Raw genomic sequence first — 26,223 nt, 5'->3', positions numbered from 1 at the left:
CGCTCCTTATCCCCACAGTTGGGCGATGGAACGTTTGAACTGGCGTGCCGCTTCCACCGGCGAGGCGGCATCGCGGATGCTGCGACCGGCGATAAAGACGTGAATCGGGATCCCCGCGAACAGCGGCAGATCTTCCAGCGCCAGCCCGCCGGTAACCGTCACCTTAAAGCCCATCTCCGCCAGACGCTTAACGGCGCTAATATCCGCTTCGCCCCAGGCAACGCCCGCGGCCTGCGCATCGCGGCTGCGGTGATAGACCACCTGCTGAATGCCTGCGGCGCGCCACTCTTCGGCCTGCTCCCAGGTCCAGAAGCCGGTAAGTTCGATCTGCACGTCACCGTTGAACTCTTTTGCCACTTCCAGCGCGCCTTTGGCGGTGTTGATATCCGCGCAGCAGATCACCGTGACCCAGTCGGCGTTGGCTTCGAAGCACATCCGCGACAGGATTTTGCCCGCATCGGCAATTTTGGCGTCGGCCAGCACAATTTTATGCGGGTAGAGGGCTTTCAGGTCGCGGACGGCGCGAACCCCCTCGCCGACACACAGGATGGTGCCTACTTCGATGATGTCTACTTCTTCGGCGATAAGACGCGTGGTTTCGTAAGCGTGGTTCAGGGTCTGGTTATCCAGGGCAACCTGTAACATAGGTAATGACATTTTCAAATCCCTCTTAAACTGCCGCCGCTGTGGCGTTGTCGATTAAATCCAGCACTTCCTGCGCGGTGCGGCAGGCGCGTAAACGGTCAAAATTGGCTTCATCTTCAAACAGATTGACGATCTGCATAATGCCCACTTCCTGATGGGTGTTGGCATCCACGGCGGCCATGGTGATCAGGATGTCCACCGGGTCGTTATCTTCATGGTTAAACACCAGCGGCGTTTTCAGGGTGACCAGGGCGAAACCGGTTTTTTTGACGCCCTCTTCCGGACGGCCATGCGGCATGGCCAGCCCCGGGGCAATCACAAAGTACGGCCCGAACTGCTCGACGCCATCAAGAATGGCCTGGTAATAGCGCGGCTCTACAACGTCAGCCTTAACCAGCAGATCGACGCTCAGCTTTACCGCCTCCTGCCAGGTACTGGCCTCGGCCTGTAAAAGGATGGAGTTATTCTCTGCCAGCGAATCACGTAGTTTCATAAGGCCTCTTTACTTCACGTCTTGCGGGAAATGCGCTTTGATCACTTCCAGCAGTTTTGGGCCAAAGTCCGCAGGCGACAGCATGTTGCGCACGCCCACCACGTATTTATTGCCAGTCACGTTAATCTCACCGGCGATGTGGGTTGAGGCGATGATGATGTCCGCGCCGTTCAGTTCACTTTTGTATTCACCCACCGCGCAGCTGTTCACCGTGTGGTCAATTTTTGACTGGGTTAAAAACTGGTCCACTTTCATCTTCATGATCATGGAGCTCCCTTGCCCATTGCCACACACGGCCAGGATACGTACGGTCATAATCAAAACTCCTTAGTGAGCAGAAACTTCTGCTGTTTGTTGTTCCGCATCTTCTTCAGCGCGCAGCGAACGGCCAGCGAAGAACATATAAGCCAGTGCAATCAGAATGATGACGCCCATAAAGATCAGGCCGACAGAGGCGAAGCCCTGCATCATCGGCGGCGCCAGAATCGACCAGTCCGCCATCCCCATCCAGGCGCTCATACCGGTGAGCTTGACCGCCCACACGCAGCCGAAGATTTCAATCATGCCCATCACCAGGCAGATCTTGAGCGCCGCGCGCCAGCCGCCGAAGTGGTTAGCAAATACGCCGATGGTGGCGTTAGAGAAGAACATCGGGATAAAGCCAGGAATAATCAGGATGGACGAGCCGCAGCCCACCAGGATGCCAACCGCAATCAGCTGGCCGATGGTGCCCCACATAAAGCCCCACACCACCGCGTTCGGCGCGAAGCTATAAATCGCCGCACAGTCAATCGCTAACACCGCGCCGGGAATCAGACGCTGAGAGATACCGTTGAAGGCCTCAGACAGCTCGGCGACGAACATGCGGACGCCCTGGGTGATGATGAAAATCGCCACGGCGAAGGAGAAGCCGGTTTGCAGGATGTAGATGGTCCAGTGGGTTTTACCCGCCATGGCCTGCACAACGTCAATGCCGAAGGAGAGCAGGATGGCGCCAAAGAAGATGGTCATCACAATCGCCGTAGAGACGATGTTGTCGTGGAAGATATTCAGCCATCCGGGCAGCTTCAGATCCTCAACGCTCTCCTCTTTTTTACCCAGATACGGGGCAACCTTATAGGCAATCCATGAGGCAAACTGCTGCTGGTGGCCGATGGAGAAACCGCAGCCGTCGGTCACTTCCTGCGTGGGTTTGTACATCATATTGGAGGTGATCCCCCAATAGAGTGAGACCAGCACCGCCGTACAGATAATGGTGGTCCACATCGAATAGCCGAAAATATAGAGGGAAACCGCAATCAAACCGGCCTGCTGGAACATGATGTGGCCAGTCAGCATGATGGTGCGGATGCCGGTGATCCGACGCAGCAGAACGTAAATGATGTTCAACGCCAGGGCGAGCAGGACGGCGTATCCCACCCAGCTATAGGCATCGCCCATGCGTTCGATGGTGGCCATCATTGAGGCGTAGGTGTCTGAAATCGCGCCGTTAATGCCATAAACTTCCGACATTTTGGCGACAACGGGCTTAAAGGTGCTGGTTAAAATGCCTGAACCCGCCTGAAGCAGCATAAAACCGATGATGGTTTTGATGGTGCCTTTGATTATCACGCTCACGCTTTTACGCAGCAGGATATAGCCCAGGCAGGTCACGATACCCAGCAGCAGCGGGGCATTGGTCATTACCTGATTAAAAAAGACGGTAAAGACGCTGTAGAGGATCTCCATAACACTCTCCGGTAAAGGCAGTACGATGCGTAATGCTCGTACAACAGCCCCCACTCTATTAATCACAAATAATCACCACAAGATTTATTTTGATTATTTGTGACGCATCACGCAAATTATTTCCCCGTAAAGATTAATGCCTTTATATGCATTCACGGCCACCCTATAAATCCATTTTAAATCAATATATTATATAAATATAAGTAACAAAATCACATTCAGGAATTTTCAGGGTAGTCGCCTGAGTTTGCCGCAACCCTCGCAAAATGGCATTGCATTGCTGATTCATCGGTGACAATATAAATCAAAACACATCACCAAATGATTACTTTTGATAGATAGGGAGTCTGACAATGAGTAAAGTGAATACCATTACCCGCGAATCATGGATCCTGAGCACTTTCCCGGAATGGGGTAGCTGGCTGAATGAAGAGATCGAACAGGAGCAGGTCGCGCCGGGCACATTCGCGATGTGGTGGCTGGGCTGTACCGGCATCTGGCTGAAGTCTCAGGGCGGCGCCAATGTCTGCGTTGATTTCTGGTGCGGCACCGGCAAACAGAGCCATGGCAACCCGCTGATGAAAAAAGGCCATCAGATGCAGCGTATGGCAGGTGTCGAGAAACTGCAGCCGAACCTTCGCACCACGCCGTTTGTCCTCGATCCTTTTGCGATTCGTCAGATCGACGCCGTTCTTTCGACCCACGATCATAACGATCATATCGACGTCAACGTTGCGGCAGCGGTAATGCAGAATTGTCCGCAAGACGTGCCCTTTATCGGGCCACAAACCTGTGTCGATTTATGGATCGGCTGGGGCGTGCCTAAAGAGCGCTGCATCGTCATGAAACCGGGTGACGTGGTAAAAATCAAAGACATCGAAATTCATGCCCTTGACGCGTTTGACCGCACCGCACTGATTACCCTGCCGGCCGATCGGAAGGCAGCCGGCGTGTTGCCGGACGGGATGGACGAGCGCGCGGTGAACTATCTGTTCAAAACCCCGGGCGGCACGCTGTACCACAGCGGTGACTCACACTACTCCAACTACTACGCCAAACACGGTAACGAGCACCATATCGACGTGGCGCTGGGCTCTTACGGCGAGAACCCACGCGGCATCACCGATAAGATGACCAGCGCCGACATTCTGCGCATGGCGGAAGCGCTGAATACCCAGGTGGTGATCCCGTTCCATCACGATATCTGGTCAAACTTCCAGGCCGATCCGCAGGAGATCCGCGTGCTGTGGGAGATGAAAAAAGACCGGCTGAAGTATGGCTTTAAGCCGTTTATCTGGCAGGTGGGCGGCAAATTTACCTGGCCGCTGGATAAAGACAATTTTGAGTATCACTACCCGCGCGGCTTTGATGATTGCTTCACCATTGAGCCCGATCTGCCGTTCAAATCGTTCCTGTAATCTTTCAGGAGATCGCCAGGCGCCTTGCCTGGCGATAGAACATTTTGCTTAGTATTTTCAGGCTATTTCAAATATCATCTTTTAACATCAATTTATTTCGGAATAGCTCATGACGGAAGCACAGCGGCATCAAATTTTACTGGATCTCCTGGCGCAAACCGGGTTTGTCACCGTTGAGCAGGTGATTGCCCGGCTGGGCGTCTCTCCCGCCACCGCGCGCCGGGATATCAACAAACTTGATGAAAGCGGCAAGCTGAAAAAGGTGCGCAACGGCGCCGAAGGGATCAGCCAGCAGCGCCCACGCTGGTCGCCGATGAATATTCATCAGGCGCAGAACCACGACGAGAAAGTGCGTATCGCCAGAGCCGCCTCCCAGCTGGTCAATCCCGGCGAAAGCGTGGTGATTAACTGCGGTTCCACCGCTTTCCTGCTGGGCCGTGAAATGTGCGGCAAACCGGTGCAGATCATCACTAACTACCTGCCGCTGGCCAACTACCTGATCGATCAGGAGCATGAAAGCGTGGTGATCATGGGCGGCCAGTACAATAAGAGCCAGTCCATCACCTTAAGCCCGCAGGACAGCGAGAACACGCTCTATGCCGGGCACTGGATGTTTACCAGCGGCAAAGGGCTCACCGCCGAAGGGCTGTATAAAACCGATATGCTGACGGCGATGGCGGAGCAGAACATGCTGAACGTGGTCGGCAAGCTGGTGGTGCTGGTCGACAGCAGCAAGGTCGGCGAGCGTGCGGGCATGCTGTTCAGCCGTGCCGAGCAGATAGACATGGTGATCACCGGCAAAAATGCCAACCCGCAGATCCTCCAGAAACTGGAAGATCAGGGGGTGACGATCCTGCGCGTTTAAAGGTGCTGGCGGAAAAACGCCACCGTGGCGTCGAGCGCGGTCGGGGTAATGCGGTGTTTCACCCCCGCCTCCCACAGGCAGGTCAGATTTTTATCCAGTCCTTCCTGCCGTAACGCCTGCTGCAGACGGAATGTTTCTCCGGCAGGCACCACATCATCTTCCTCACCATGCCAGAGCAGCAGCGGGCGGTCGGCAAGACGCGGTAGCGCGGTTGTCACTTCCCAGTCGGCAAGCGGAGAGACCATCGCCGCGAATGCCTCAGGCTGCAGCGGCGGAAACAGCGTCCGGGCCAGCGACGTAAAGTAGCCAGAGCCCATCAGGCTTGCCACACACTTCACCTCAGGGTGGTGCGTCATAATCCCCAGCGCGGTCATGCCGCCCATCGAGGCCCCGGCCACCGCAAGGCGTTCATCGGCCACCAGCCCGGCCTGATACAGAGCGTCCCGCAGCGCGGCAAACTCGGTAAGATTGCCATGCAGGATTGGCCAGAACTGCCCCAGACGAGCCTGCTCATCACCCGTAAAACGCGCCCCGTGCTCGGGCGCATCCGGCATTACCACTCTGAAACCTGCCTGTGCCAGCGCCACCGCAAAATAGCTGTAGACCAGCTTTGAGGAGGTAAAACCATGATAAAAAATAACAACCGGCAACGGTTCAGACCGTTTTCCCGCCGGAACGGCATGTACAATCTCATGGTCGCCAAGCTGCCGGACTTCAATTTCAATCATCAGTGGGCCTCATACTTTAGGGTGAATCATAATGTTGAGAACTGGCTTACGTTTTCACACAATTTTCATTCGAAATTTACGTATCAGATAACAATTTGGGAACATTCCCCCAATGTCAAATCAACAGAGATCTACACTATGGCTATCAGGAAACGAGATATGGTTATGCGAAGGGTTGCTGCTTTAACGCTGATGCTGCTGTTAGCCGGATGTAGCGTGCTGGAAGGTACGCCACAGCCCGCACCACCGGTCGCCGATCACCCCCAGGAAATTCGTCGTAATCAGACGGAAGGATTACAGCGAATGGGTACCGTGACCGCACTTGAGCGCGGCTCTCCCGACGATGTGGAAGATGCCATTAAAGCAAAAGCTGTCGCCGCGAATGCAGATTATTACGTCATTACCCTTATCGATGAAACTATCGTAACAGGGCAATGGTATTCGCAGGCCATTTTATACCGTAAATAACGCGCGGTATTTAAACGACATTTACACTGCTTTGCGTCCATAGACGTTTTCCTGTCCACAATAAACTCCATGCCTGTGACAATGGAAGTGAGTTTATTAGCGAAGGATTGCCCGGCGGATTCCGGGGATACGTAAAATGGAGCTAACGATGAAACGATCTCTTGCTTTGACCTCACTGCTGCTCTCAGCAGGTCTGCTGAGTACGGCTGCACAGTCAGCTGAATTTGCCAGCGCGGATTGTGTGACAGGTTTAAATGAAATTGGATTGATCTCCGTGAGTGATATCTCAGGGAGCCCGCAGGACGTAGAGCGCATGATTGCGCTAAAAGCTGATGAGCAGGGTGCCTCCTGGTATCGCATCATTAAAATGCAGGAAGAGAGCCATGTCGATCGCTGGCGGGCACAGGCCATTATCTATGCCTGAAAAGCGCCAATAAAAAGCCACTAAAAAAGAGTGGCTTTTTAATATTTACAATTTTATTATCCTTGCCGTTACTGCCCAGAGACATCTTTGTAACATTTTGTTACATAAACCGAATAAATGTTATCCCCGCTCTGCCGTTGAAAAGCGATACCTTTTTAACAATGAGCAATTTATGATCAATTTTTTTCGCCGTGCAGGTCTGGGCACTAAGCTGTCGCTGCTTACTGGCTTGAGCGTTGCCACGCTCTTTCTGCTTTTCACTTTTCTCCTGAGCTACAACACCAGTCAAAAACTCGAATCGCTGGCCATTGAAGACCTGCATAATCAATCCACCGGCGTGGTGGATATGGTGCAGATGTTCAATACCAGCCTCACCGAAGAGGTGGAGAGCTATACCCGCCTGTTCACCACCTTCTTGCCGCAGCCGCTGAACCTTGATGCCAGCCAGACCCGCGCGATTAACGGTCAGAACGTTCCTCTGCTGAAGGGCGGCGAGACGGAACTCCACGAGAACAACGCCACGCCGGATGATTTTCTGAGTCGCACCGGGGCGATCTCGACGCTGTTTGTTCGCAGCGGCGACGATTTTGTCCGCGTGGCGACCTCGCTGCGTAAAGAGAACGGCGACCGGGCTATCGGCACCGTTCTCGATCGTGCCAGCCCGGCCTGGGCGGTGGTCAACACAGGCGAGGTTTATCGCGGCCTCGCCCTGCTGTTCGGCAAACGCTATATCACCCAGTATCAGCCGGTAAAAGACGCGGGCGGACAGGTGATCGCCATTATCTTCGTCGGGGTCGATATCACCCACTCCTGGAACGTCATGCGCGAGAAGATCCTCAGCCGCCGTCTGGGCGAGAGCGGTCACTTCTTTGTGCTGGACCGCAGCAATGGCAAAAATCATGGCCAGTATCTGTTCCATAGCGCCGAAGAGGGGCAACTGCCGAAGTGGGATAACGCCGTTCAGCAACAGCTGCTGGGGGATCGCTCCGGTACCCTGGAGCGCAAGAGCAATGATGGCAGCACGCTGATTATGGCCTGGACGCCGCTGCCGGGCTGGAACTGGACGATAGTGGGCGAAGTGGATAAAAGCGTCCTGCTGGCCGATGTGAGCAGCCTGCGCGATCGCTTCCTGCTGGCGGGTGTGGCGCTGTCGGCGCTCTTTGCCATGCTGTTCGTGTTTATTATCCGCCGCTGGCTGTCACGCCCGCTGCGCGATGTGATTGGTCTGGCGGAACAGTATGCCGCAGGCGATCTGCGCGCCACCCTGCCAGCCACCCGTCAGGATGAGGTGGGCCAGTTGATCAACGCCATCAACGGCATTGGCGGCGGCCTGCAAAAAATCGTGCTGCAGGTGCGGGAAGCCGCGGGAGATATTCATCTGGGAACCAACGCCCTGGCGGCGGATACCGGCGAGATCTCCGAGCAGATCAACAAGCAGGCCAGCAGCGTGGAAGAGACTTCTGCCAGTATGGAGCAGCTGGCGGCCACCGTGCAGCAGAACGCGGCCAATATGGAGCAGACCCAGCAGTTAGTAGGCGAAACCTCACGGGCGGTGCATCAGGGCGGGGAGACCGTCAGCAATGCTGTCTCCACCATGGATGATATTCGCGAGGCATCGAAACGTATCGAAGCCATCACGCGGGTGATTGAGAGCATTGCCTTCCAGACCAATATTCTGGCGCTGAACGCCGCAGTAGAAGCGGCCCGGGCAGGTGAGCACGGTAAAGGTTTTGCCGTGGTCGCCCAGGAAGTTCGCGCTCTGGCGGCACGCAGCGCCAACGCGGTGAAGGAGATTGAACAGCTGATTGGCGATACGCTCAGTAAGGTGAGCGAGGGCCACGCCCTGTCGGAGCAGACCCGCCAGGCGATGGAGAGCATCATCGAGCACATCGACAACATCAGCCAACTGGTCACGGAGATTAACCACGCCTCCCGCGAGCAGTCGGCAGGTATCGGTCAGGTGAATCTGGCGATGACGCACATCGGCGAAGCGTCGCACATCAACGCCGACCGCGTCTCGCGTAGCGAACAGACGGCGCAAACCCTGCGGGAGAAGGGTTCGCACCTCACCAACCTGGTCAGTCTGTTCCGCCTGTAACACTCAGGCCACGCCGCCCGTGGCGCGCAGCAGCAGGTCGTCCTGTATCTGCTCGCTGAGCAGGGATCTGCCCCGGGCGTCGAGCATTTCACGGCACCAGGCCTGTGCCAGCGGTGGGGAAGCATGGCGCAGCATCTGCGCGCCCGCGCCCAGCAGGTATATCTGCCGGGCGATCTCCCTGCCCTGGGCCTCCTGCGGTTTGCGCAGTTTCTGCTGGAGCTGCCGCCAGCTGCGATCGAAATGGCGATCCTGGCCTTTGACCTCGGCAAAATCCGCCGCGAGCAGATCGAGCACGCCTGGCTGCTTCGCCAGCACCCGCAGCACGTCCAGTCCCATAATATTGCCCGAGCCTTCCCAGATGCTGTTGACCGGCATCTCGCGGTACAGGCGCGGCAGCTCGCTCTCTTCGCAATAGCCGATCCCTCCCAGCACCTCCATCGCTTCCGCAACGAACGGGATGCCCGCTTTACAGATCGCCAGCTTCGCGGCCGGGGTAAACAGCCGCGCCCACAGCGCCTCGTGCTCGTTATCCCGGCGATCCCAGGCCCGCGCCAGGCGGAACAGGAGCGCCGTCTGGCCTTCAAGCTGCAGCGCCATGCGGCTTAACACATCGCGCATCAGCGGCTGATCGATCAGATTTTTACCAAAAGTCTGCCGCTGGTGGGCGTGGTACAGCGCCACCGAGAAGGCCCGGCGCATCAGGCCGTGGCTGCCGAGGGCGCAGTCGAAACGGGTGAGGCCGCCCATCTTCAGGATCTGGCGCACCCCTTCCCCCTCTTCCCCCAGCAGCCAGCCGGTGGCGTCGAGAAACTCGGCTTCGCTGCTGGCGTTCGAGCGGTTCCCCAGCTTGTCTTTCAGACGCTCCAGATGCACGGCATTGCGCAGGCCGTCGGGCAGAAAACGGGGAACGAAGAAGCACGACAGGCCGCCTTTGGCCTGGGCCAGCACCAGGTGCGCATCGCTTTGCGGCACCGAGAAAAACCACTTATGCCCCACCAGCCGGTAGCTGCCGTCGCTGCAGCGCTCTGCCCGGGTGGTGTTGCTCAGGACATCCGACCCGCCCTGCTTCTCCGTCATCCCCATCCCGATTAACAGGCCGCGCTTCTGGTTGCCCGGCGCGAGATGCGAGTCGTAGCGGTCGCTCAGCAACGGCGTCAGCCAGTCGTGAAACGCCCGCGGTAGGGCCTGCTGCAACAGCGGCGTGGCGGCATGGGTCATGGTGATCGGGCAGAGCGTGCCGGCTTCCACCTGGGCATGCAGAATAAAACGTGCCGCCCGGGCCACGAAGGCCCCTTTTCGCGCCTCCTCTTCCCACGCCAGGTTATGTACCCGGTTGGCGCAGAGCCCCTGCATCAGCAGGTGCCAGGCGGGGTGAAAGCGCACATCGTCCAGCCGGGTTCCGCTGGCATCATAGCGCAGCAGTTCGGGCGGATTGACGTTAGCCAGGCGGCCAAGCTCCAGAGATTCTGCCGTCCCCAGCTGTTGGCCGATGCTGGCGAGCAGGTCAGCGTCCCAGTCGGCACCTTCACGATTGACCGCTTCACACAGGGCACGATCGGAAAGAAAAAGGTTGCTGTTGGTGAGTGGCGCAGGCTGATTAAAAACAGTGTGTGTCTGCCAGTGCATAGTGTATCCCTCCATCTGTGGCAACGGAGTAAGTATGGACAGACCGGGCCACATTACCGCCACTCTCAAGCGTGAACATGGTCACACAATGAGCGAATAATAAATTTCTTATGGGATATTATGGTGAATAATTTATTCTCGACTCATGGAGAGAATAACAATGCACAACACACAACGGGCGCCGGATGCCCACAAACGCGCTTTGATTGCTGGCTCCATCGGCAACTTCATAGAATGGTACGAATTTGCGGTGTACGGTTTTCTGGCCACCGTGATTGCGAAAAACTTCTTTCAGCTCAGCGGTGAAGCGGGGCTGACCAGCCTGATCCTCACCTACGCTTCGTTCGCCATCGCCTTTTTCTTCCGCCCGCTGGGTGCCATCGTATTTGGCCGGATTGGCGATCGTATCGGGCGCAAGCCCACGCTGATTATCGTGCTGGTGATGATGACGCTGGCAACGGCGGCAATCGGCCTCGTGCCGGTGTATGCCAGCATCGGCATTGCCGCACCGCTGATAATCACCGGCCTGCGGATCCTGCAGGGGCTTTTCGCTGGCGGCGAATATGGCGGTGCAGTGTCGCTGATGACCGAGTTCGCCCCGCGCGGTAAACGCGGGCTGTACGGCGCCTGGCAGTCCTTTACCGTTGCGCTGGGCCTGCTCGCCGGAGCGGGCATCGTGGCGCTGCTCTCTGCGCTGCTGACGCCAGAAGCCCTGCACGACTGGGGCTGGCGCATTCCGTTCTTTATCGCCCTGCCGCTGGGGGCGGTGGCCCTGTGGCTGCGGGTGAGCATGGAAGAGACGCCGAGCTTCGTGAAGCAGCAAACCAAACCGGTGGTTGTAAAGGCGCGCACCCGCGACACGCTGAAGGCCATTGTCATGGGCATAGGCCGGGTGATGGTGTGGTCTGCCGCGGGCTATACCTATCTGGTGATCATGCCTGCCTATCTGCAATCAGCCCTGCATACCGGCTTTAACCAGGCGCTGCTGATTGCGGTGATCTCGAATATCGGCTTTGCGCTGACCATTATCCCGTCGGGCATGCTCAGCGACCGCATCGGACGCCGGACGGTAATGGTGATCGCCGCCGCGCTGCTGCTGATCCTCGCCCTGCCGCTGCTGAAAATTCTGCAGGCGGAGTCCAGCACGCTGGCGGTGAAAGCGATAGTGGTGCTCATTGCCGGTGGTCTGGTGGGGATGCTGGCAGGACCAGGACCGGCCATGCTGTCAGAGATGTTCCCGACGCGGGTGCGCTATACCGGGCTGGGGCTGGCCTATTCCCTGTCGAACGCTATTTTCTCGGGCTGTGCGGGGTTAATCATTACCGGGCTGATTAAAGAGACGGGGAACCTGGATATTCCGGCGTATTACGTAATGGCGACGGCGGTGGTAAGTATTTTTGCGCTGATGACGCTGAAGAAGGATGACCATTTGCGGTCGCTGGAGGAGTGACAGTGCCGGGTGGCGCTGCGCTTACCCAGCCTACGGGACCGTGCATATTGTTGTGCCGGGTCTCTGTTTTGTAGGCCGGGTAAGGCGTAGCCGCCACCCGGCAAAACCACAAAGCCTTACCCGCGCTGGCGCACCGCTTCAAACAGGCAGATGCCGGTTGCTACGGAGACGTTCAGGGACGAGACGCTGCCCGCCATCGGAATGCTGATCAGCTCGTCGCAGTGCTCGCGCGTCAGGCGGCGCATGCCTTCCCCTTCCGCACCCATCACCAGCGCCAGACGGCCGGTCATTTTGCTCTGGAACAGGGTATGGTCCGCTTCACCCGCGGTGCCGACAATCCAGATGTTCTCTTCCTGCAGCTGACGCATGGTGCGCGCCAGGTTGGTCACGCGGATCAGCGGCACGTTCTCCGCCGCGCCGCAGGCCACTTTCTTGGCCGTCGCGTTGAGCTGCGCGGAGCGGTCTTTCGGCACGATCACCGCATGGACGCCCGCCGCATCGGCGCTACGCAGGCAAGCACCGAGGTTGTGCGGATCGGTCACGCCGTCGAGGATCAGGAAGAACGGGTTATCCAGCGCGGCAATGAGATCCGGTAGATCGTTCTCCTGATACTGGCGGCCCGGCTTCACGCGGGCGATGATCCCCTGGTGTACCGCGCCTTCGCTTTTCTCATCCAGATACTGACGGTTCGCCAGCTGGATCACCACGCCCTGCGCTTCCAGCGCGTGGATCAGCGGCATCAGGCGTTTGTCTTCACGCCCTTTCAGAATAAACACTTCCTGAAAACGCTCCGGTGCGCGCTCCAGCAGGGCCTGCACCGCGTGGATGCCGTAAATCATTTCACTCATTGATGGTTCTCATTAATTACTGTTCACCTCTCCCTGCCGGGAGAGGATCATGGTCAGGGGAGAATTACTCCGCCACTTTTTTCTTCGCTGCCCGCTTCGCTTTGGTCGCGGCAGCTATTTTCTGGGTCTTTGCCGACGGTTTTTTCGCCGCTCTGGCCTCTTTCTTCGCGGCCTTCGGCTTCTGTTTTTTCTCGCCGCGGAACGCACTATCCGGCTCGAAGTTTACTCGCTTACCGGCCTGACGGCGTTTACCGCTGGTTTTGCCGGCGGCCCCTTTCTTCGCTTTCTCGCGCTCGGTTTTACCCACGTTGCGCGGCGCACGTTCGCTGGAGATCAGGCTAAAGTCGATTTTACGCTCGTCCATGTTGACGGCTTCAACCTTCACTTCAACGCGATCGCCCAGGCGATACGTTTGACCGCCAGATTCGCCAATCAGGCGCTGACCGACCTGGTCAAAGCGGTAGTAGTCGTTGTCCAGGGATGAAACGTGAACCAGACCATCAATAAACAGTTCATCAAGGCGGACAAAGAAGCCGAAGCCGGTGACGCTGGCAATGACGCCCTTAAACACGTTGCCGACCTGATCCAGCATGAAGTCACACTTCAGCCAGTCAGCGACGTCGCGCGTCGCTTCATCAGCCCGGCGTTCGGTCATTGAACAGTGCTGGCCCAGCTGCAGCATCTCTTCCATAGAGTAGTGGTAACCACCGGTCTCCGTGGTGTTGCCCTTATGTCCCTGATCATGCGCCAGCAGATACTTAATGGCACGGTGCAGGGAGAGATCCGGATAGCGGCGGATCGGCGACGTAAAGTGCGCATACGACTGCAGCGCCAGACCAAAGTGACCGCGGTTTTCAGGATCGTAAATCGCCTGCTTCATAGAGCGCAGCAGCATGGTTTGCAGCATTTCTGCGTCAGGACGATCGGCGATAGATTCCAGCAGCTCAGCGTAATCGCGCGGCTCCGGCTTATTGCCGCCGGGCAGCTCAAGGCCCAGCTCCGCCAGTACGGTACGGAAGGAGGTGATGGCCTCGGTGGTCGGTTTATCGTGAATACGGAACAGCGCAGGCTCTTTGGCTTTCTCAACAAAGCGTGCCGCAGAGATGTTCGCCAGGATCATGCACTCTTCAATCAGCTTGTGAGCATCGTTACGCTGGGTTTGTTCGATACGCTCAATACGACGCTCGGCGTTAAAGATGAACTTCGCCTCTTCACTCTCAAATGAGATCCCGCCGCGCTCTTCACGTGCCTGATCCAGCACCTTATAGAGGTTATGCAACTCCTCGATGTGCTTCACCAGCGGAGCATACTGTTCACGCAGATCCTGGTCACCCTGCAGCATATGCCACACTTTGGTGTAGGTCAGGCGCGCATGTGAACTCATCACCGCTTCATAGAATTTGTAACCGGTTAAACGCCCTTTGTTGGAGATGGTCATTTCACAAACCATGCACAGACGGTCAACCTGCGGGTTGAGCGAGCACAGACCGTTAGAGAGCACTTCCGGCAGCATCGGCACTACCTGCGACGGGAAGTAAACCGAGGTGCCGCGGTTACGCGCTTCACCGTCCAGCGGCGTACCGGTTCGGACGTAGTAGCTCACATCGGCAATGGCTACCCACAGACGCCAGCCACCACCGCGTTTTTTCTCGCAGTACACGGCGTCATCGAAGTCGCGGGCGTCTTCGCCATCAATGGTAACCAGCGGCAGGCTGCGCAGATCCACGCGGCCCGCTTTTGCCGACTCCGGCACCTGCTCTTTCAGGCCTTCAACCTGCTCTTCAACCGCTTTTGGCCAGACGTGTGGGATTTCATGGGTGCGAAGCGCCATATCCACGGCCATGCCGGTACCCATGTTATCGCCCAGCACCTCGACAATCTTACCGATCGCTTTGGTACGGCGGGTTGGACGCTGGGTCAGCTCAACGACCACCACAAAGCCCATTCGCGCGCCCATCACCTCTTCAGGTGGAATAAGGATGTCAAAGCTCAGGCGGCTGTCGTCCGGTACCACAAAACCTACACCGGCATCGGTGAAGTAGCGGCCCACAATCTGGCTGGTTTTTGGCACCAGCACGCGCACGACGCGCGCTTCACGACGGCCTTTGCGGTCTGCACCCAGCGGCTGGGCCAGGATCTGGTCGCCGTGAATGCACATCTTCATCTGTTCAGAGGAGAGGTACAGGTCGTCCTTGCGGCCTTCGACGCGCAGGAAGCCGAAACCATCACGGTGACCAATCACCATGCCTTTCAGCAGATCGAGACGTTCTGGCAGGGCATAGCACTGGCGGCGGGTAAAGACGAGTTGCCCATCGCGCTCCATTGCGCGCAGACGACGGCGAAGGGCTTCGATTTGCTCTTCGCCTTCAATGTTTAATTCAACGGCAAGTTCTTCACGGTTGGCAGGCTTTTCGCGTTTTGTGAGGTGTTCAATGATGAACTCGCGGCTGGGGATAGGGTTCGCGTATTTTTCAGCTTCGCGTTCCTGGAAAGGATCTTGTGACATATCGGTTCCTCCGTTGTCATCTCCGGTGGACGTTTTCTTCATTCCACCAGCAATAATTTATACAGCGGTTGATTCTCTTCAACCAAATCGGCCAGCGTGTAGTTATCCAGCTCCATGAGAAAACTTTGCACGGCCTTAGAAAGCGCCTGTTTCAGTCGACAGGCGGGGGTAATGTGGCAGAAGGCGCTGCTGCAGTTCACCAGAGACAATGGCTCCAGTTCGCGCACCACATCACCAACACGAATACTCTGTGCCGGTTTACCCAGGCGGATGCCGCCATTTTTCCCGCGGACGGCAGCAACGTATCCGGCACGGCTAAGTTGATTGATTATTTTGACCATATGATTACGGGACACACCGTACACCTCTGTCACCTCAGAGATACTGGTCATTTTCCCATCGGGTAACGACGCCATGTAGATCAGCGCGCGTAATCCGTAATCGGTGAAACTTGTTAACTGCACATCAACCTCAGGAAAGGGTAAAACGCGGGAGTTCCGCAGAGATATTCATTAATGATGATAAACCAGCCAGATAGTCAACGGCGAATTTATTTGACAGACGGGGTGAAAAAGCGGGGATCCAGGAGCGGTCGCCGGATGGCGCTACGCTTATCCGGCCTACGGGTCACCCCGCAGGCCAGTATTCACGAAGATTATGCGTCGAACGGGTCGCGCAGGATCATCGTTTCAGAACGATCCGGGCCGGTAGAGATAATATCAATCGGCACGCCGGTCAGTTCTTCAATACGCTGGATGTAATCCAGCGCCGCCTGCGGCAGACCGCTACGCTCTTTCACGCCAAAGGTGGTCTCAGACCAGCCTGGCATGGTTTCGTAGATTGGCTCAATACCCTGCCAGTCGTCTGCAGCCAGCGGAGTGGTCGTCACTTCGCGGCCATCCGGCATACGGTAGGCAACACAGATTTTCACTTCTTTCAGGCCGTCCAGCACGTCCAGCTTGGTCAGGCAGAAGCCAGACAGGGAGTTGATCTGCACCGCACGGCGCACAGCAACTGCATCCAGCCAGCCGGTACGACGACGACGACCGGTGGTCGCGCCAAACTCGTTACCTTGCTTGCACAGGAACTCGCCGGTTTCATCAAACAGCTCGGTCGGGAATGGACCGGCACCCACGCGAGTGGAGTAAGCTTTGATGATCCCCAGAACGTAATCCACATAACGCGGACCCAGGCCAGAGCCGGTTGCCACGCCACCTGCGGTGGTGTTAGAGGAGGTTACGTAGGGATAGGTACCGTGGTCGATATCCAGCAGCGTACCCTGCGCACCTTCGAACATGACGAAATCGCCACGTTTGCGCGCCTGGTCCAGCAGATCGGACACATCAACAACCATACCGGTCAGGATGTCAGCGATTGCCATGACATCATCCAGCACTTTCTGGTAGTCAACAGCGTCAACTTTGTAGAAATTCACCAGCTGGAAGTTGTGATATTCCATCACTTCTTTCAGTTTTTCAGCAAAGGTGGCTTTGTCGAACAGGTCGCCAACGCGCAGGCCGCGACGGGCAACTTTATCTTCGTAAGCCGGGCCAATACCACGACCGGTTGTACCGATCGCTTTCGCGCCGCGCGCTTTTTCACGCGCCAGGTCCAGCGCAACGTGGTAGTCGAGGATCAGCGGACAGGCTTCGGAGAGCAGCAGACGCTCGCGAACCGGGATGCCACGGTCTTCCAGGCCTTTCATCTCTTTCATCAGCGCGGCAGGAGACAGCACAACACCGTTACCGATGATGCTGGTCACATTGTCACGAAGAATACCTGATGGAATAAGATGGAGGACGGTTTTTTCACCGTTGATTACGAGAGTATGGCCAGCGTTATGACCACCCTGATAGCGTACAACAAATTTAGCACGTTCAGTCAGAAGATCGACGATCTTCCCTTTACCTTCGTCACCCCATTGGGTGCCCAGTACGACGACGTTGTTACCCATTTTCAAAATCACCGATTGCTTAAAAATGGATTCTACCATCGGTTTTGATGATGTTCAGCTTTTTTTGTATACAAATTTCGGCGAAATTGGCGGGTTCCTCGCCAGTTAAACGATTACCTCAATATCTTGTGTGACGTGCCGATTTTCATCACAAGCGGTGCGGTAAAGACCGCATAAAAACAGGATGAAATGATAACCGCTTTTGTTTCATCGTTAGACGTTACCGCTTCCTGTTATGAGTAAATGTGATTTAACGAGATGAAATAAAATTCATAAACCACTGGTATTGCTGAATATTTAAAAGGTTGTCAGGATCCTTTCGCGCCCCATGAGGGGGCGGCATAAACTCATTAATTAGGATGATTAAAATGAAAGAATTAACAATCGTAGAAATGGAATACGTTGGTGGTGCGGGCTGGCTGCAGGATGGACTGGCATCTCTGGGCGGTAAAATTGGTGAAAAAGCGTGGTCAATGAGCTCTGATCAGCTGACAGTTGAGCTGCCGCTGTTTGGTACCATCAATCTTGCCACTGTTGCCCCGGATCTGGGCAAAAACCTGGGTACTTCTGTTGGCAAAACCGTGGGCGGAACCATTGAATCTACCCTGGCAAATCTTCCGGTTGTCGGTAACCTGCTGAATAAATGGCTTGGCAACTGAGTGACACAGTAGCATGCAAAAAAATGGCGCCTCATAGAGGCGCCATTATCATTTTTTGAAGCCGGGAAATCAGCGAGTGGTTGTCGGTGACTTCATATAGCGGAAGAAATCGCTGTCCGGGCTTAGAACCATCACGTCCTGATTGCTCTTAAAGCTGCTCTCATAAGCACGCAGGCTACGGATAAAGGCGTAGAAGTCCGGATCCTGGCTGAACGCATCGGCGAACAGTTTCGCGGCTTCGGCATCGCCTTCACCACGCTGGATACGACCCTGACGCTCCGCTTCTGCCAGCGTTTTGGTCACTTCATAGTCCGCGGTCGCACGCAGTTTCTCTGCCTCTTCCTGACCTTGTGAACGATGGCGACGCGCTACCGCTTCACGTTCTGCACGCATACGGTTGTAGATCGCTTCAGACACTTCAGTCGGCAGGTTGATCTGCTTGATACGCACGTCAACTACTTCAATACCTAACGCCGCCATACTGTTCGGGTTAATGACCGCGACTTTACCGTTGGTTTCAGCCTGAACGCGCTCCGCCGCTTTGGCGATTGCATCGTCAGCCGCTGGGGTTGTCACTTCATCTTCCGTGCCCGCAGAGCCGGAGTTCAGCGCATCGCGCACTTCCAGGGTCAGACGGCCGCGGGAGTCGGTAACTATGTCTTTCACATCCAGACGACCGATTTCCGAACGCAGACGGTCAGAGAACTTACGTTTCAGCAGCACTTCTGCCTGTGAAACATCGCCACCGCCTGTCGCCAGGTAGTAACGGCTGAAGTCGCTGATACGCCATTTGATATAGGAGTCGACGATCAGGTCTTTCTTCTCTTTGGTCACAAAGCGATCGGCCTGGTTATCCATGGTCTGGATACGAGCATCCAGCGTTTTAACCGACTCGATCATTGGGATCTTAAAGTGCAGACCCGGCTCGTAAACCAGCGGTTTGTTTTCGCTGTCACGCAGAACTTTGCCAAAACGCAGGGTAATACCGCGCTCACCCTCTTTTACGACAAAAATAGAGGTATAAAGCACGACCAGCACGATGATGATGATCGCAATAACTGACTTACGCATCGTTATTCCCCCTGACGCTGGTAGTCGTTACGCTGCGCGTTGGCGCGGCGTTGGTCCATGATGTCACCATCGCTTGAAGAAGAGCTGGTGTTGGCACTGGAGTTACCCGTTGACGCAGGTGGCAGACGCAGCAGGTTATTCGCCCCGCTGTTGTCGTTCTTCGCGCCCGCGGCGTTACCGCCTTTCAGCATCTGATCCAGCGGCAGAACCATCAGGTTGCCATTTTTGCTGTCATTGACCAGCACCTTACGGGTGTGGCTCAGCACTTTCTCCATGGTCTCGATATACAGACGCTCACGGGTAATTTCCGGTGCGGCTTTATATTCAGGCAGCAGCTTCGCAAAACGCGCCACTTCACCCTGTGCTTCGAGGATGGTCTGAGTCTTATAGGCGCGCGCCTCTTCGAGGATACGCTGTGCCTGGCCGTTAGCACGCGGCTGTACTTCGTTGATGTACGCTTCCGCTTCACGGATGTACTGCTGTTCGTTTTCACGTGCAGCAATCGCATCATCAAACGCGGCCTTCACCTCTTCCGGCGGACGAGCGGCCTGGAAGTTGACGTCCAGCAGGGTGATACCCATGTTGTACGGACGAATGGTTTCTTCCAGCTCGCGCTGGGTATCGCTACGAATAACGGTACGACCTTCGGTCAGAATGCGATCCATGGTGTATTTACCGATTACGCCACGCAGGGCGCTGTCGGTAGCCTGACGCAGGCTGTCATCTGCGCTGGTCACGCTGAACAGATAGTGCTGCGGATCGGTTACGCGATACTGCACGTTCATCTCAACGCGCACGACGTTCTCATCGGACGTCAGCATCACGCCAGAGGCCGCCAGTTCACGTACCGATTCAACGTTCACCGCCGTGACGTCATCGATAAAGGTTGGCTTCCAGTTCAGGCCTGGCTCAACCAGATGGCTGAATTTACCAAAACGGGTAACAACACCGCGCTCGGCTTCTTTGATTGTGTAGAATCCGCTGGCTGCCCAGATGATCACCGCTGCTGCTGCAACAATGCCCACCACGCGACCGCCCATATGAGGACGCGGCCCCTGGCCAGTACCACCGCCAGTGCCTTTACCACCGCCAAGTCCGCCCAGCTTTTTACTCAGCTTGCGGAAGATATCATCCAGATCGGGTGGCCCCTGCTCGCGACCACCTTTGTTGCCATTTCCCCCGGAGTTGCCGCCTTGATTATTGCTGCTCCCCCACGGGTCGCGGTCTTGTCCGTTATTACCGGGCTGATTCCACGCCATGTATGTGCTCCATATTTGTTATGCGGTGATATACCCTCAAACGCCTGTGCAGCGATGCGGGTATCCCAAAGGGCAAAATCCTTCAGGCATCTCCTTTCCGGTCAGACGACGTAGTCGACCAGCGCAGGTTCTTGTTTACAGAGGCGACGCCAGTCAACGATTGGCATACGTACCTGCAACCCCACGCTGCCGTCATCCTCCATCCACTCTTTTTCTATCGCCTGAAGCTGATAAAAACGGCTGCGCAGTCGGCCTTCTTCTGGCGGGAGACGCAGCGTGTGCTGAGCCACTTCACCGGAAAGGCGTTCTGTTAAGGCCTGGAAAAGCAGTGGTACACCAACACCGGTCTGAGCAGATAGCCAGACCCGAATCGGTATGTTCTCTTCATTCCTGTCGATACGTGGCTCAAAACCGTCCAGCATATCGATCTTGTTCATTACCAGCAGCGTCGGGATCTCGTGGGCATCAATCTCTTCCAGCACGATATTCACTGCATCAATATTTTCCTGCAGGCGGACATCCGCAGCGTCAATGACGTGCAACAGCAACGTCGCCTGACGGGTCTCCTGCAGAGTCGCTTTAAACGCGGCCACCAGATCGTGCGGCAGATGACGGATAAACCCAACGGTATCCGCCAGCACGGTTTCACCGACGTCCGTCACGTCTATGCGGCGCAGCGTCGGATCCAGGGTCGCAAACAGCTGGTCTGCGGCATATACCTGGGCTTCGGTTATCTGGTTAAACAGGGTGGATTTACCGGCGTTGGTATAACCGACCAGCGACACCGTCGGGATGTCAGCTTTCTGTCGGGAGCGGCGCCCCTGCTCGCGTTGCTTCTCAACTTTTTCCAGTCGTGAGAGGATCTGGGTAATACGGCCACGCAGCAAGCGACGGTCGGTTTCGAGCTGGGTTTCACCCGGGCCGCGCAAACCAATCCCGCCCTTTTGTCGTTCAAGGTGTGTCCAGCCACGCACCAGGCGCGTCGCCAGATGGCGCAGCTGCGCCAGCTCAACCTGCAGTTTCCCTTCATGGGTACGTGCACGTTGGGCAAAAATGTCTAAAATCAAACCCGTCCGATCGATAACCCGGCATTCGCACAGACGTTCCAGGTTGCGTTCCTGGGCCGGTGTCAGAGCGTGATCGAACAGCACGACTGATGCGCCAGTCGCTTTAACGGCATCCGCAATCTCTACTGCTTTACCTTCACCAACAAAATACTTTGGGTGCGGCGCTTTACGGCTACCGGTAATCACCTGCATTGCTTCGACACCGGCGGAAGAGACCAGAGATTCAAACTCCTGGAGATCTTCCATATCTTTGTCTTGCGAAAAATAGATGTGTACCAGCACCGCCTGCTCACCGGCATCGTAACGGTCAAACAAGCGTAAACCCCTCAAAAAAGATCAGCGGGGAACGCAGAAAACCTGGCTCCCCGATATGGAAATAACAGCCAGTAACCTTATTCGGTTTCTTCGCTGTCCTGCGCAGGCGCTGAAGAGCCCTGTGCGTTGCTGCCGTGATGGTAGTTACTGGAACCGCCGCCAGCGTTATTGCTGTGATGAGATACCGGGCGAGACGGAACAACAGTAGAAATCGCGTGCTTGTAGACCATCTGGCTGACCGTGTTTTTCAACAGGATCACGAACTGATCGAAAGATTCAATCTGACCTTGCAGCTTAATACCATTCACCAAATAAATAGAAACTGGAACACGTTCCCGACGCAGTGCGTTCAAGAACGGATCTTGTAAAGATTGCCCCTTAGCCATTCTATCTTTTCCTTATATGCTTGTTTTGTACTTAGAACCTTGCGATTCTGAAAAATTGCGCACGATACGGCTTAATTGTACACATTCAGTCTGCGATATCACCAACAACCTGTAATACATCGTGTAACGCCTGTTGCGGCTTTTCACTGTCTAACCAGTGAACCCCGTCCCAACCGCGCAACCAGGTTATCTGGCGCTTCGCCAACTGTCTCGTGGCGCAAATACCTCGATAAACCATTTCATCATGTGATATTTCACCTTCAATGTATGACCACATCTGGCGATAACCCACACAACGAATGGAAGGCATGTCCGTATGCAAATCTCCACGGGCAAATAGCGCCCGCACTTCTGCTTCAAAATCTGAAGCCAACATCTGATGAAAACGCTGCTCAATTCGCTGATGGAGCAGTTCACGGCTCGCCGGGGCGATGGCGAACTGATGCACCTGATACGGCAGAGCCTCTCCTGACGTTTGCGTCAGTTCCGTTAAAGTTTTACCCGAAATGAAAAAAACTTCCAGTGCCCGGGAAAGCCTTTGCGGATCATTTGGATGAATACGTGCTGCAGCAACCGGATCGATCTCTGCCAGTTGCTCATGCAGCGCACCCCACCCCTGCTCTGCTGCCTGATGCTCAATCTTTGCTCTTACTGCCGGATCGGCCGAAGGTAGCGGCGACAGCCCTTCCAGTAAGGCTTTGAAATACAGCATTGTTCCGCCCACCAGCAGCGGGATACGTCCTGCTGCTGTGATCTCAGCCATATGCGCCAGCGCATCGCGACGAAAATCAGCCGCCGAATAAGCCTGCGCCGGGTCGAGAATGTCCAGTAATCGGTGCGGTGCCGCGCGTAACTCGTCTGCGTTAGGCTTAGCCGTACCAATATCCATCCCCTGATAAATAAGGGCGGAATCAACGCTAATCAACTCTACTGGCAAAACTTTACGTAACTCAATGGCTAACGCAGTTTTGCCCGAGGCCGTTGGCCCCATCAAAAATATCGCCTTTGGCAGGCTGGTATTACTCAAGTCACTCATTTTTCAGGGCGGTCTTAGCCGTTTGTAGATCTATAAGTTGCAACAAACCACCCGGCGGCGCTTTCACCAGATGCGGACAGAGACGTTCGACCTCTGCCAGCACGGTGATAGCCTGCGCCATGCTCCACGTCGGGTGGTCGCTTGCCAGCTGGCGGGCAATCCACTGCGCGGTATTGGCGGCATCAAACGTTGTCTGCTGCGCCAGGTAGCCTATCAGTTCAGGAATCAAGTTTTGTAAATTTTGTTGGCGTAAGGGTAAAGGCACGGCACGAAGCGTGACATGATGCGACTCCTGCACCATTTCAATACCCATTTCAGCAAGGGCAGCCTGATGACGCTGCACAACCTGCGTCTCCTGCGGTGAGATTTTTATCCGCACCGGGATCAGCAACGGCTGTGCGCAGGCCTGATGCGGACCCGGCGCCAGCTGCGCCTGTTTCAGCCAGCGTTCGGCGACCGGCAGGGAGAGCAGCGCCAGCTGACCGTCACGCTCCAGCAGCGCCGCATCGGGCGCGACGATGGTCAGCACCCGGCCAAAACTCTGGCTATGGCTCGCCAGCGCTGGCGTCGTGGGGACGACCTCATCCGCTTTTTGCGCCGGAGCAGGAGTGTCGAGCAAGGTGCGATATACCGCTCCCGCCTGCTTCTGGTAGCCCGGCTGGGCATGAGGATAATTCGCGCCAGACGCCCGGGGGGCTGAGCCGCCAGACGAAAAACGCGGGGCGGCAGGTTCCCGCGCCACCGCGGGTTCAGCAAACTGGTTTCTGCCCGCCGCAACACGGTTCTCCGGGATCGGACGTGGAGCGGGCACCTCTTCGCTCAACGGCAAGCCCGGCTCGGCCTGCTGCTGCAATACGCTCAGCACGCCCTGATAGATAAAGTCATGTACCAGCCGCGACTGATGAAAACGCACTTCATGTTTCGCCGGATGGACGTTGACGTCCACCTGATGCGGGTCGATCTCCAGATACAGCACAAAAGCGGGCTGCTCGCCGGCGCCCAGTTTATCCTCGCACGCCTGGCGGATCGCATGGTTGATGAGACGGTCACGCATCATGCGGCCGTTCACGTAGCAATACTGGATCTCGGCAAATGCGGAACTGTTCGCTTTCGGATCCGCTACCCAGCCGCGCAGGGTCAGATCGCCATGCTGCCACTCAATGGCCAGCGCCTGTTCCAGGAACGGGGTTCCGCAGATGGCGCCAAGCCGACGCTCTTTCTGCCCGCCCTGCGCCACGGCGCGGTACTGACGCATCACCTTGCCGTTGTGGCTCAAATTGATGGTGACATCGAAGCGCGCCAGGGCGATACGGCGAATGATCTCGTCGATGTGGCCGAATTCGGTTTTCTCGGTACGCATAAACTTGCGCCGCGCGGGGGTGTTATAGAAGAGATCCAGCACTTCCAGCGTTGTACCCACCGGGTGCGCGGCAGGTTTCACCGTCACGTCCATATCCCGGCCTTCGGCGTAAGCCTGCCAGGCTTCCTGCTGTTCAGCGGTGCGGGAGGTGAGCGTCAGGCGGGAGACAGAGCTAATACTGGCCAGCGCTTCGCCGCGAAAACCGAGGCTGATGATGGCTTCAAGGTCGTCGAGGGAGGCAATTTTACTGGTGGCGTGGCGAGCCAGCGCCAGTGCCAGCTCCTCTTTTTTAATACCGCAGCCGTTATCGCGAATTCGAATGAGTTTCGCACCGCCGCGTTCGATATCAATATCGATGCGGGTCGCGCCCGCATCGAGACTGTTTTCCACCAGTTCTTTCACGACCGATGCAGGACGTTCCACCACCTCACCGGCGGCGATTTGGTTCGCAAGCTGCGGCGGCAGAACCTGAATCGGCATGAAATCTCCTTAATGGGTCGAGGACGACTCGCCCGGTAACATGGCGGTCTGCTCCGCGCCACCCTGTGGTGCAGACTGGAGCGGATGCGCATCAAAGTACTTACGCAGGCCCTTGTAAATCGCTTCGGCAATCTGCTGCTGATAGCTGTCGCTGGCCAGCAGGCGCTCTTCACCGTTATTACTGATAAAGCCCGTCTCCACGAGGATGGACGGGATATCCGGCGAGCGCAGCACGCCCAGGCTGGCATGTTCCGGACGGCGCTTATGCAGGGAACCCACGCTTTGCAGTTGGCTCAGGACGTTAGTCGCCACATCATACCCGACGCGCTGGGAATGGCCGAACTGTAAATCCAGCACCGCCTGGCTCAGGTAGGGATCCGACTGGCTGTTCGCCAGTACGTCACCTGCCCCGCCTAACAGCTCGGATTGCTTTTCATGTTCCTCAAGCCAGTTTGCCATTTCGCTGTTAGCACGACGGTTGGAAAGCACCCATACGGATGCCCCCGTCGCGTTGCGGTTGGGAGCGGCATCGGCGTGCACAGAGACGAGGAAATTAGCGTTCTGCTGGCGCGCCACGTCTGAGCGGCCCATGACCGAGATAAAATAATCGCCGTCACGGGTTAACACGCCTTTAAACATCGGGTCGTCGTTCAGCAAGGTCCGCAGCTTACGGGCAATGGCAATGGTCACGTTCTTCTCACGCGTACCACCCGGCCCGATGGCGCCAGGATCATCGCCACCGTGTCCGGCATCAATCGCAATAATGACTTTATCGCCGTTTACCTGACGGCGCGCCTGCGCTGCCGGACGGGTTACCGTGTTGCTGCTGGTGACGCTGGTAATACGATCGCTGCCGGATTTAAACGGATTTCGCGCTGGCTCTGAAGGGCGCGGCGCAACGACAGGCTCCTCCATACGCTTCACCACCACCGGTGGCGGAGGAGGCGGCGGCGCATCGGCGTTGATGGTAAAGACCACCATGTAGTTCGCACCGTTCTGCTGCTTCACCGCCCGGGTCTTGCCGTTTTGGGTTAAATCGACCACCAGACGCAGGGACTGCGCGTCTTTTGGCGTACCTGAACGGATGCTTTGCACCAGGTTATTGCCGCTGAACTGGAGCGGCAGCCCTTTGATGACGCCGGTCTGTTTGATATCCAGCGCAACGCTGCGCTTATCGACCTGCGAAAACGCATACTCAGGATCGCCCATAAAGCTGAAGGTGATCCGGGCCTGATTGTCTCCGTTGGAAACCTGAATATCGGACAATGTTGCCGCCCCGGCCTGTGCACAAAACAGCACCGTTGCTGCTATCAACCAACTTTTAACGCGATTAATCATC

The 26,223-nt window shown here is 56.3% G+C and carries 24 protein-coding genes; 7 read left to right on the top strand and 17 right to left on the bottom strand.

The window, feature by feature from the left end; all coding sequences use genetic code 11:
- Nucleotides 1–6 precede the first annotated feature (6 nt).
- From FFB58_RS13025 to ulaA, 4 genes are read right to left on the bottom strand one after another with little or no spacing between them, the layout of a single operon-like run.
- Nucleotides 7–657 (bottom strand): 3-keto-L-gulonate-6-phosphate decarboxylase UlaD, encoded by a 651-nt coding sequence (locus tag FFB58_RS13025; RefSeq protein WP_039028458.1) that lies wholly within the window; start codon nucleotides 655–657, stop codon nucleotides 7–9.
- A 13-nt stretch (nucleotides 658–670) separates the two neighbouring features.
- Nucleotides 671–1,138 carry a PTS ascorbate transporter subunit IIA gene (ulaC, locus tag FFB58_RS13020; protein WP_039028457.1) on the bottom strand — a complete coding sequence of 156 codons (468 nt, stop codon included), beginning with the start codon at nucleotides 1,136–1,138 and terminating at the stop codon, nucleotides 671–673.
- A 9-nt stretch (nucleotides 1,139–1,147) separates the two neighbouring features.
- Nucleotides 1,148–1,453 carry a PTS ascorbate transporter subunit IIB gene (ulaB, locus tag FFB58_RS13015; RefSeq protein ID WP_138370093.1) on the bottom strand — a complete coding sequence of 102 codons (306 nt, stop codon included), beginning with the start codon at nucleotides 1,451–1,453 and terminating at the stop codon, nucleotides 1,148–1,150.
- 12 nt (nucleotides 1,454–1,465) lie between these two features.
- Complete coding sequence (ulaA, locus tag FFB58_RS13010) at nucleotides 1,466–2,866, bottom strand: PTS ascorbate transporter subunit IIC (protein ID WP_138370092.1); 1,401 nt, start codon at nucleotides 2,864–2,866, stop codon at nucleotides 1,466–1,468.
- Nucleotides 2,867–3,219: 353 nt separating this feature from the next.
- On the opposite strand from ulaA, the gene ulaG reads away from it, so the two are divergent.
- Both ulaG and ulaR read left to right on the top strand, forming a co-directional pair.
- Nucleotides 3,220–4,284 carry an L-ascorbate 6-phosphate lactonase gene (gene ulaG, locus FFB58_RS13005; RefSeq protein WP_039028454.1) on the top strand — a complete coding sequence of 355 codons (1,065 nt, stop codon included), beginning with the start codon at nucleotides 3,220–3,222 and terminating at the stop codon, nucleotides 4,282–4,284.
- A 109-nt stretch (nucleotides 4,285–4,393) separates the two neighbouring features.
- Nucleotides 4,394–5,149 carry an HTH-type transcriptional regulator UlaR gene (ulaR, locus tag FFB58_RS13000; protein ID WP_039028453.1) on the top strand — a complete coding sequence of 252 codons (756 nt, stop codon included), beginning with the start codon at nucleotides 4,394–4,396 and terminating at the stop codon, nucleotides 5,147–5,149.
- Here the strand turns inward: ulaR and yjfP are convergent.
- Complete coding sequence (yjfP, locus tag FFB58_RS12995; RefSeq protein ID WP_138370091.1) at nucleotides 5,146–5,877, bottom strand: esterase; 732 nt, start codon at nucleotides 5,875–5,877, stop codon at nucleotides 5,146–5,148. The two genes, ulaR and yjfP, sit on opposite strands and share 4 nt — an antisense overlap.
- Before the next feature lie 138 nt (nucleotides 5,878–6,015).
- Between yjfP and bsmA the strand changes: the two genes are divergently transcribed.
- From bsmA to FFB58_RS12980, 3 genes are all read left to right on the top strand, one after another.
- A complete protein-coding gene (gene bsmA / locus FFB58_RS12990) occupies nucleotides 6,016–6,345 on the top strand; it encodes a biofilm peroxide resistance protein BsmA (protein WP_072036607.1) in 330 nt (109 codons plus the stop codon).
- Nucleotides 6,346–6,481: 136 nt separating this feature from the next.
- Nucleotides 6,482–6,769 carry a DUF1471 family protease activator YjfN gene (gene yjfN, locus FFB58_RS12985; RefSeq protein WP_039028450.1) on the top strand — a complete coding sequence of 96 codons (288 nt, stop codon included), beginning with the start codon at nucleotides 6,482–6,484 and terminating at the stop codon, nucleotides 6,767–6,769.
- 172 nt (nucleotides 6,770–6,941) lie between these two features.
- Nucleotides 6,942–8,867 carry a methyl-accepting chemotaxis protein gene (locus FFB58_RS12980; protein WP_138370090.1) on the top strand — a complete coding sequence of 642 codons (1,926 nt, stop codon included), beginning with the start codon at nucleotides 6,942–6,944 and terminating at the stop codon, nucleotides 8,865–8,867.
- Between the two features lie 3 nt (nucleotides 8,868–8,870).
- Here the strand turns inward: FFB58_RS12980 and FFB58_RS12975 are convergent, their stop codons facing one another.
- Nucleotides 8,871–10,493, bottom strand: a complete 1,623-nt coding sequence (locus FFB58_RS12975) for an isovaleryl-CoA dehydrogenase (protein ID WP_138370089.1) — start codon at nucleotides 10,491–10,493, stop codon at nucleotides 8,871–8,873.
- A gap of 160 nt (nucleotides 10,494–10,653) precedes the next feature.
- Between FFB58_RS12975 and FFB58_RS12970 the strand changes: the two genes are divergently transcribed.
- Complete coding sequence (locus FFB58_RS12970; RefSeq protein WP_138370088.1) at nucleotides 10,654–11,943, top strand: MFS transporter; 1,290 nt, start codon at nucleotides 10,654–10,656, stop codon at nucleotides 11,941–11,943.
- A 116-nt stretch (nucleotides 11,944–12,059) separates the two neighbouring features.
- Here the strand turns inward: FFB58_RS12970 and rlmB are convergent, their stop codons facing one another.
- From rlmB to FFB58_RS12950, 4 genes are all read right to left on the bottom strand, one after another.
- Entirely contained in the window at nucleotides 12,060–12,791 is a 732-nt protein-coding gene (rlmB, locus tag FFB58_RS12965; protein ID WP_039028446.1) for a 23S rRNA (guanosine(2251)-2'-O)-methyltransferase RlmB, read from the bottom strand.
- Nucleotides 12,792–12,855: 64 nt separating this feature from the next.
- Nucleotides 12,856–15,297, bottom strand: coding sequence for a ribonuclease R (gene rnr, locus FFB58_RS12960; protein WP_138370087.1), 2,442 nt, complete (start codon nucleotides 15,295–15,297; stop codon nucleotides 12,856–12,858).
- A 38-nt stretch (nucleotides 15,298–15,335) separates the two neighbouring features.
- Nucleotides 15,336–15,761, bottom strand: coding sequence for a nitric oxide-sensing transcriptional repressor NsrR (gene nsrR, locus FFB58_RS12955; RefSeq protein ID WP_039028444.1), 426 nt, complete (start codon nucleotides 15,759–15,761; stop codon nucleotides 15,336–15,338).
- A gap of 191 nt (nucleotides 15,762–15,952) precedes the next feature.
- Nucleotides 15,953–17,251: an adenylosuccinate synthase gene (locus FFB58_RS12950; protein ID WP_039028486.1), complete on the bottom strand. Its 1,299-nt coding sequence runs from the start codon at nucleotides 17,249–17,251 to the stop codon at nucleotides 15,953–15,955.
- Between the two features lie 368 nt (nucleotides 17,252–17,619).
- Here FFB58_RS12950 and FFB58_RS12945 point away from each other — a divergent pair, with 368 nt between their 5' ends.
- Entirely contained in the window at nucleotides 17,620–17,910 is a 291-nt protein-coding gene (locus FFB58_RS12945; protein WP_138370086.1) for a hypothetical protein, read from the top strand.
- A 69-nt stretch (nucleotides 17,911–17,979) separates the two neighbouring features.
- Here FFB58_RS12945 and hflC read toward each other — a convergent pair whose 3' ends face one another.
- The 7 genes from hflC to amiB form a co-directional block, all read right to left on the bottom strand.
- Nucleotides 17,980–18,981 carry a protease modulator HflC gene (gene hflC, locus FFB58_RS12940; protein WP_039028443.1) on the bottom strand — a complete coding sequence of 334 codons (1,002 nt, stop codon included), beginning with the start codon at nucleotides 18,979–18,981 and terminating at the stop codon, nucleotides 17,980–17,982.
- 2 nt (nucleotides 18,982–18,983) lie between these two features.
- A complete protein-coding gene (gene hflK, locus FFB58_RS12935; RefSeq protein ID WP_039028442.1) occupies nucleotides 18,984–20,240 on the bottom strand; it encodes an FtsH protease activity modulator HflK in 1,257 nt (418 codons plus the stop codon).
- A gap of 101 nt (nucleotides 20,241–20,341) precedes the next feature.
- Complete coding sequence (hflX, locus tag FFB58_RS12930) at nucleotides 20,342–21,622, bottom strand: ribosome rescue GTPase HflX (RefSeq protein ID WP_039028441.1); 1,281 nt, start codon at nucleotides 21,620–21,622, stop codon at nucleotides 20,342–20,344.
- 77 nt (nucleotides 21,623–21,699) lie between these two features.
- Complete coding sequence (gene hfq / locus FFB58_RS12925; protein ID WP_032616179.1) at nucleotides 21,700–22,008, bottom strand: RNA chaperone Hfq; 309 nt, start codon at nucleotides 22,006–22,008, stop codon at nucleotides 21,700–21,702.
- 85 nt (nucleotides 22,009–22,093) lie between these two features.
- Entirely contained in the window at nucleotides 22,094–23,044 is a 951-nt protein-coding gene (gene miaA, locus FFB58_RS12920; RefSeq protein ID WP_138370085.1) for a tRNA (adenosine(37)-N6)-dimethylallyltransferase MiaA, read from the bottom strand.
- Complete coding sequence (gene mutL, locus FFB58_RS12915) at nucleotides 23,037–24,884, bottom strand: DNA mismatch repair endonuclease MutL (RefSeq protein ID WP_138370084.1); 1,848 nt, start codon at nucleotides 24,882–24,884, stop codon at nucleotides 23,037–23,039. Before mutL ends, miaA begins: the two co-directional genes overlap by 8 nt.
- Before the next feature lie 9 nt (nucleotides 24,885–24,893).
- Nucleotides 24,894–26,222, bottom strand: a complete 1,329-nt coding sequence (amiB, locus tag FFB58_RS12910; RefSeq protein WP_138370083.1) for an N-acetylmuramoyl-L-alanine amidase AmiB — start codon at nucleotides 26,220–26,222, stop codon at nucleotides 24,894–24,896.
- Nucleotide 26,223 lies beyond the last annotated feature (1 nt).

This window comes from Enterobacter sp. MF024 (genome assembly GCF_005843915.1).
Lineage (GTDB): Bacteria > Pseudomonadota > Gammaproteobacteria > Enterobacterales > Enterobacteriaceae > Enterobacter > Enterobacter barmai.
The sequence above is the reverse complement of the archived record's forward strand: the minus strand, read 5'-3'. Positions and strand labels throughout refer to the sequence as shown.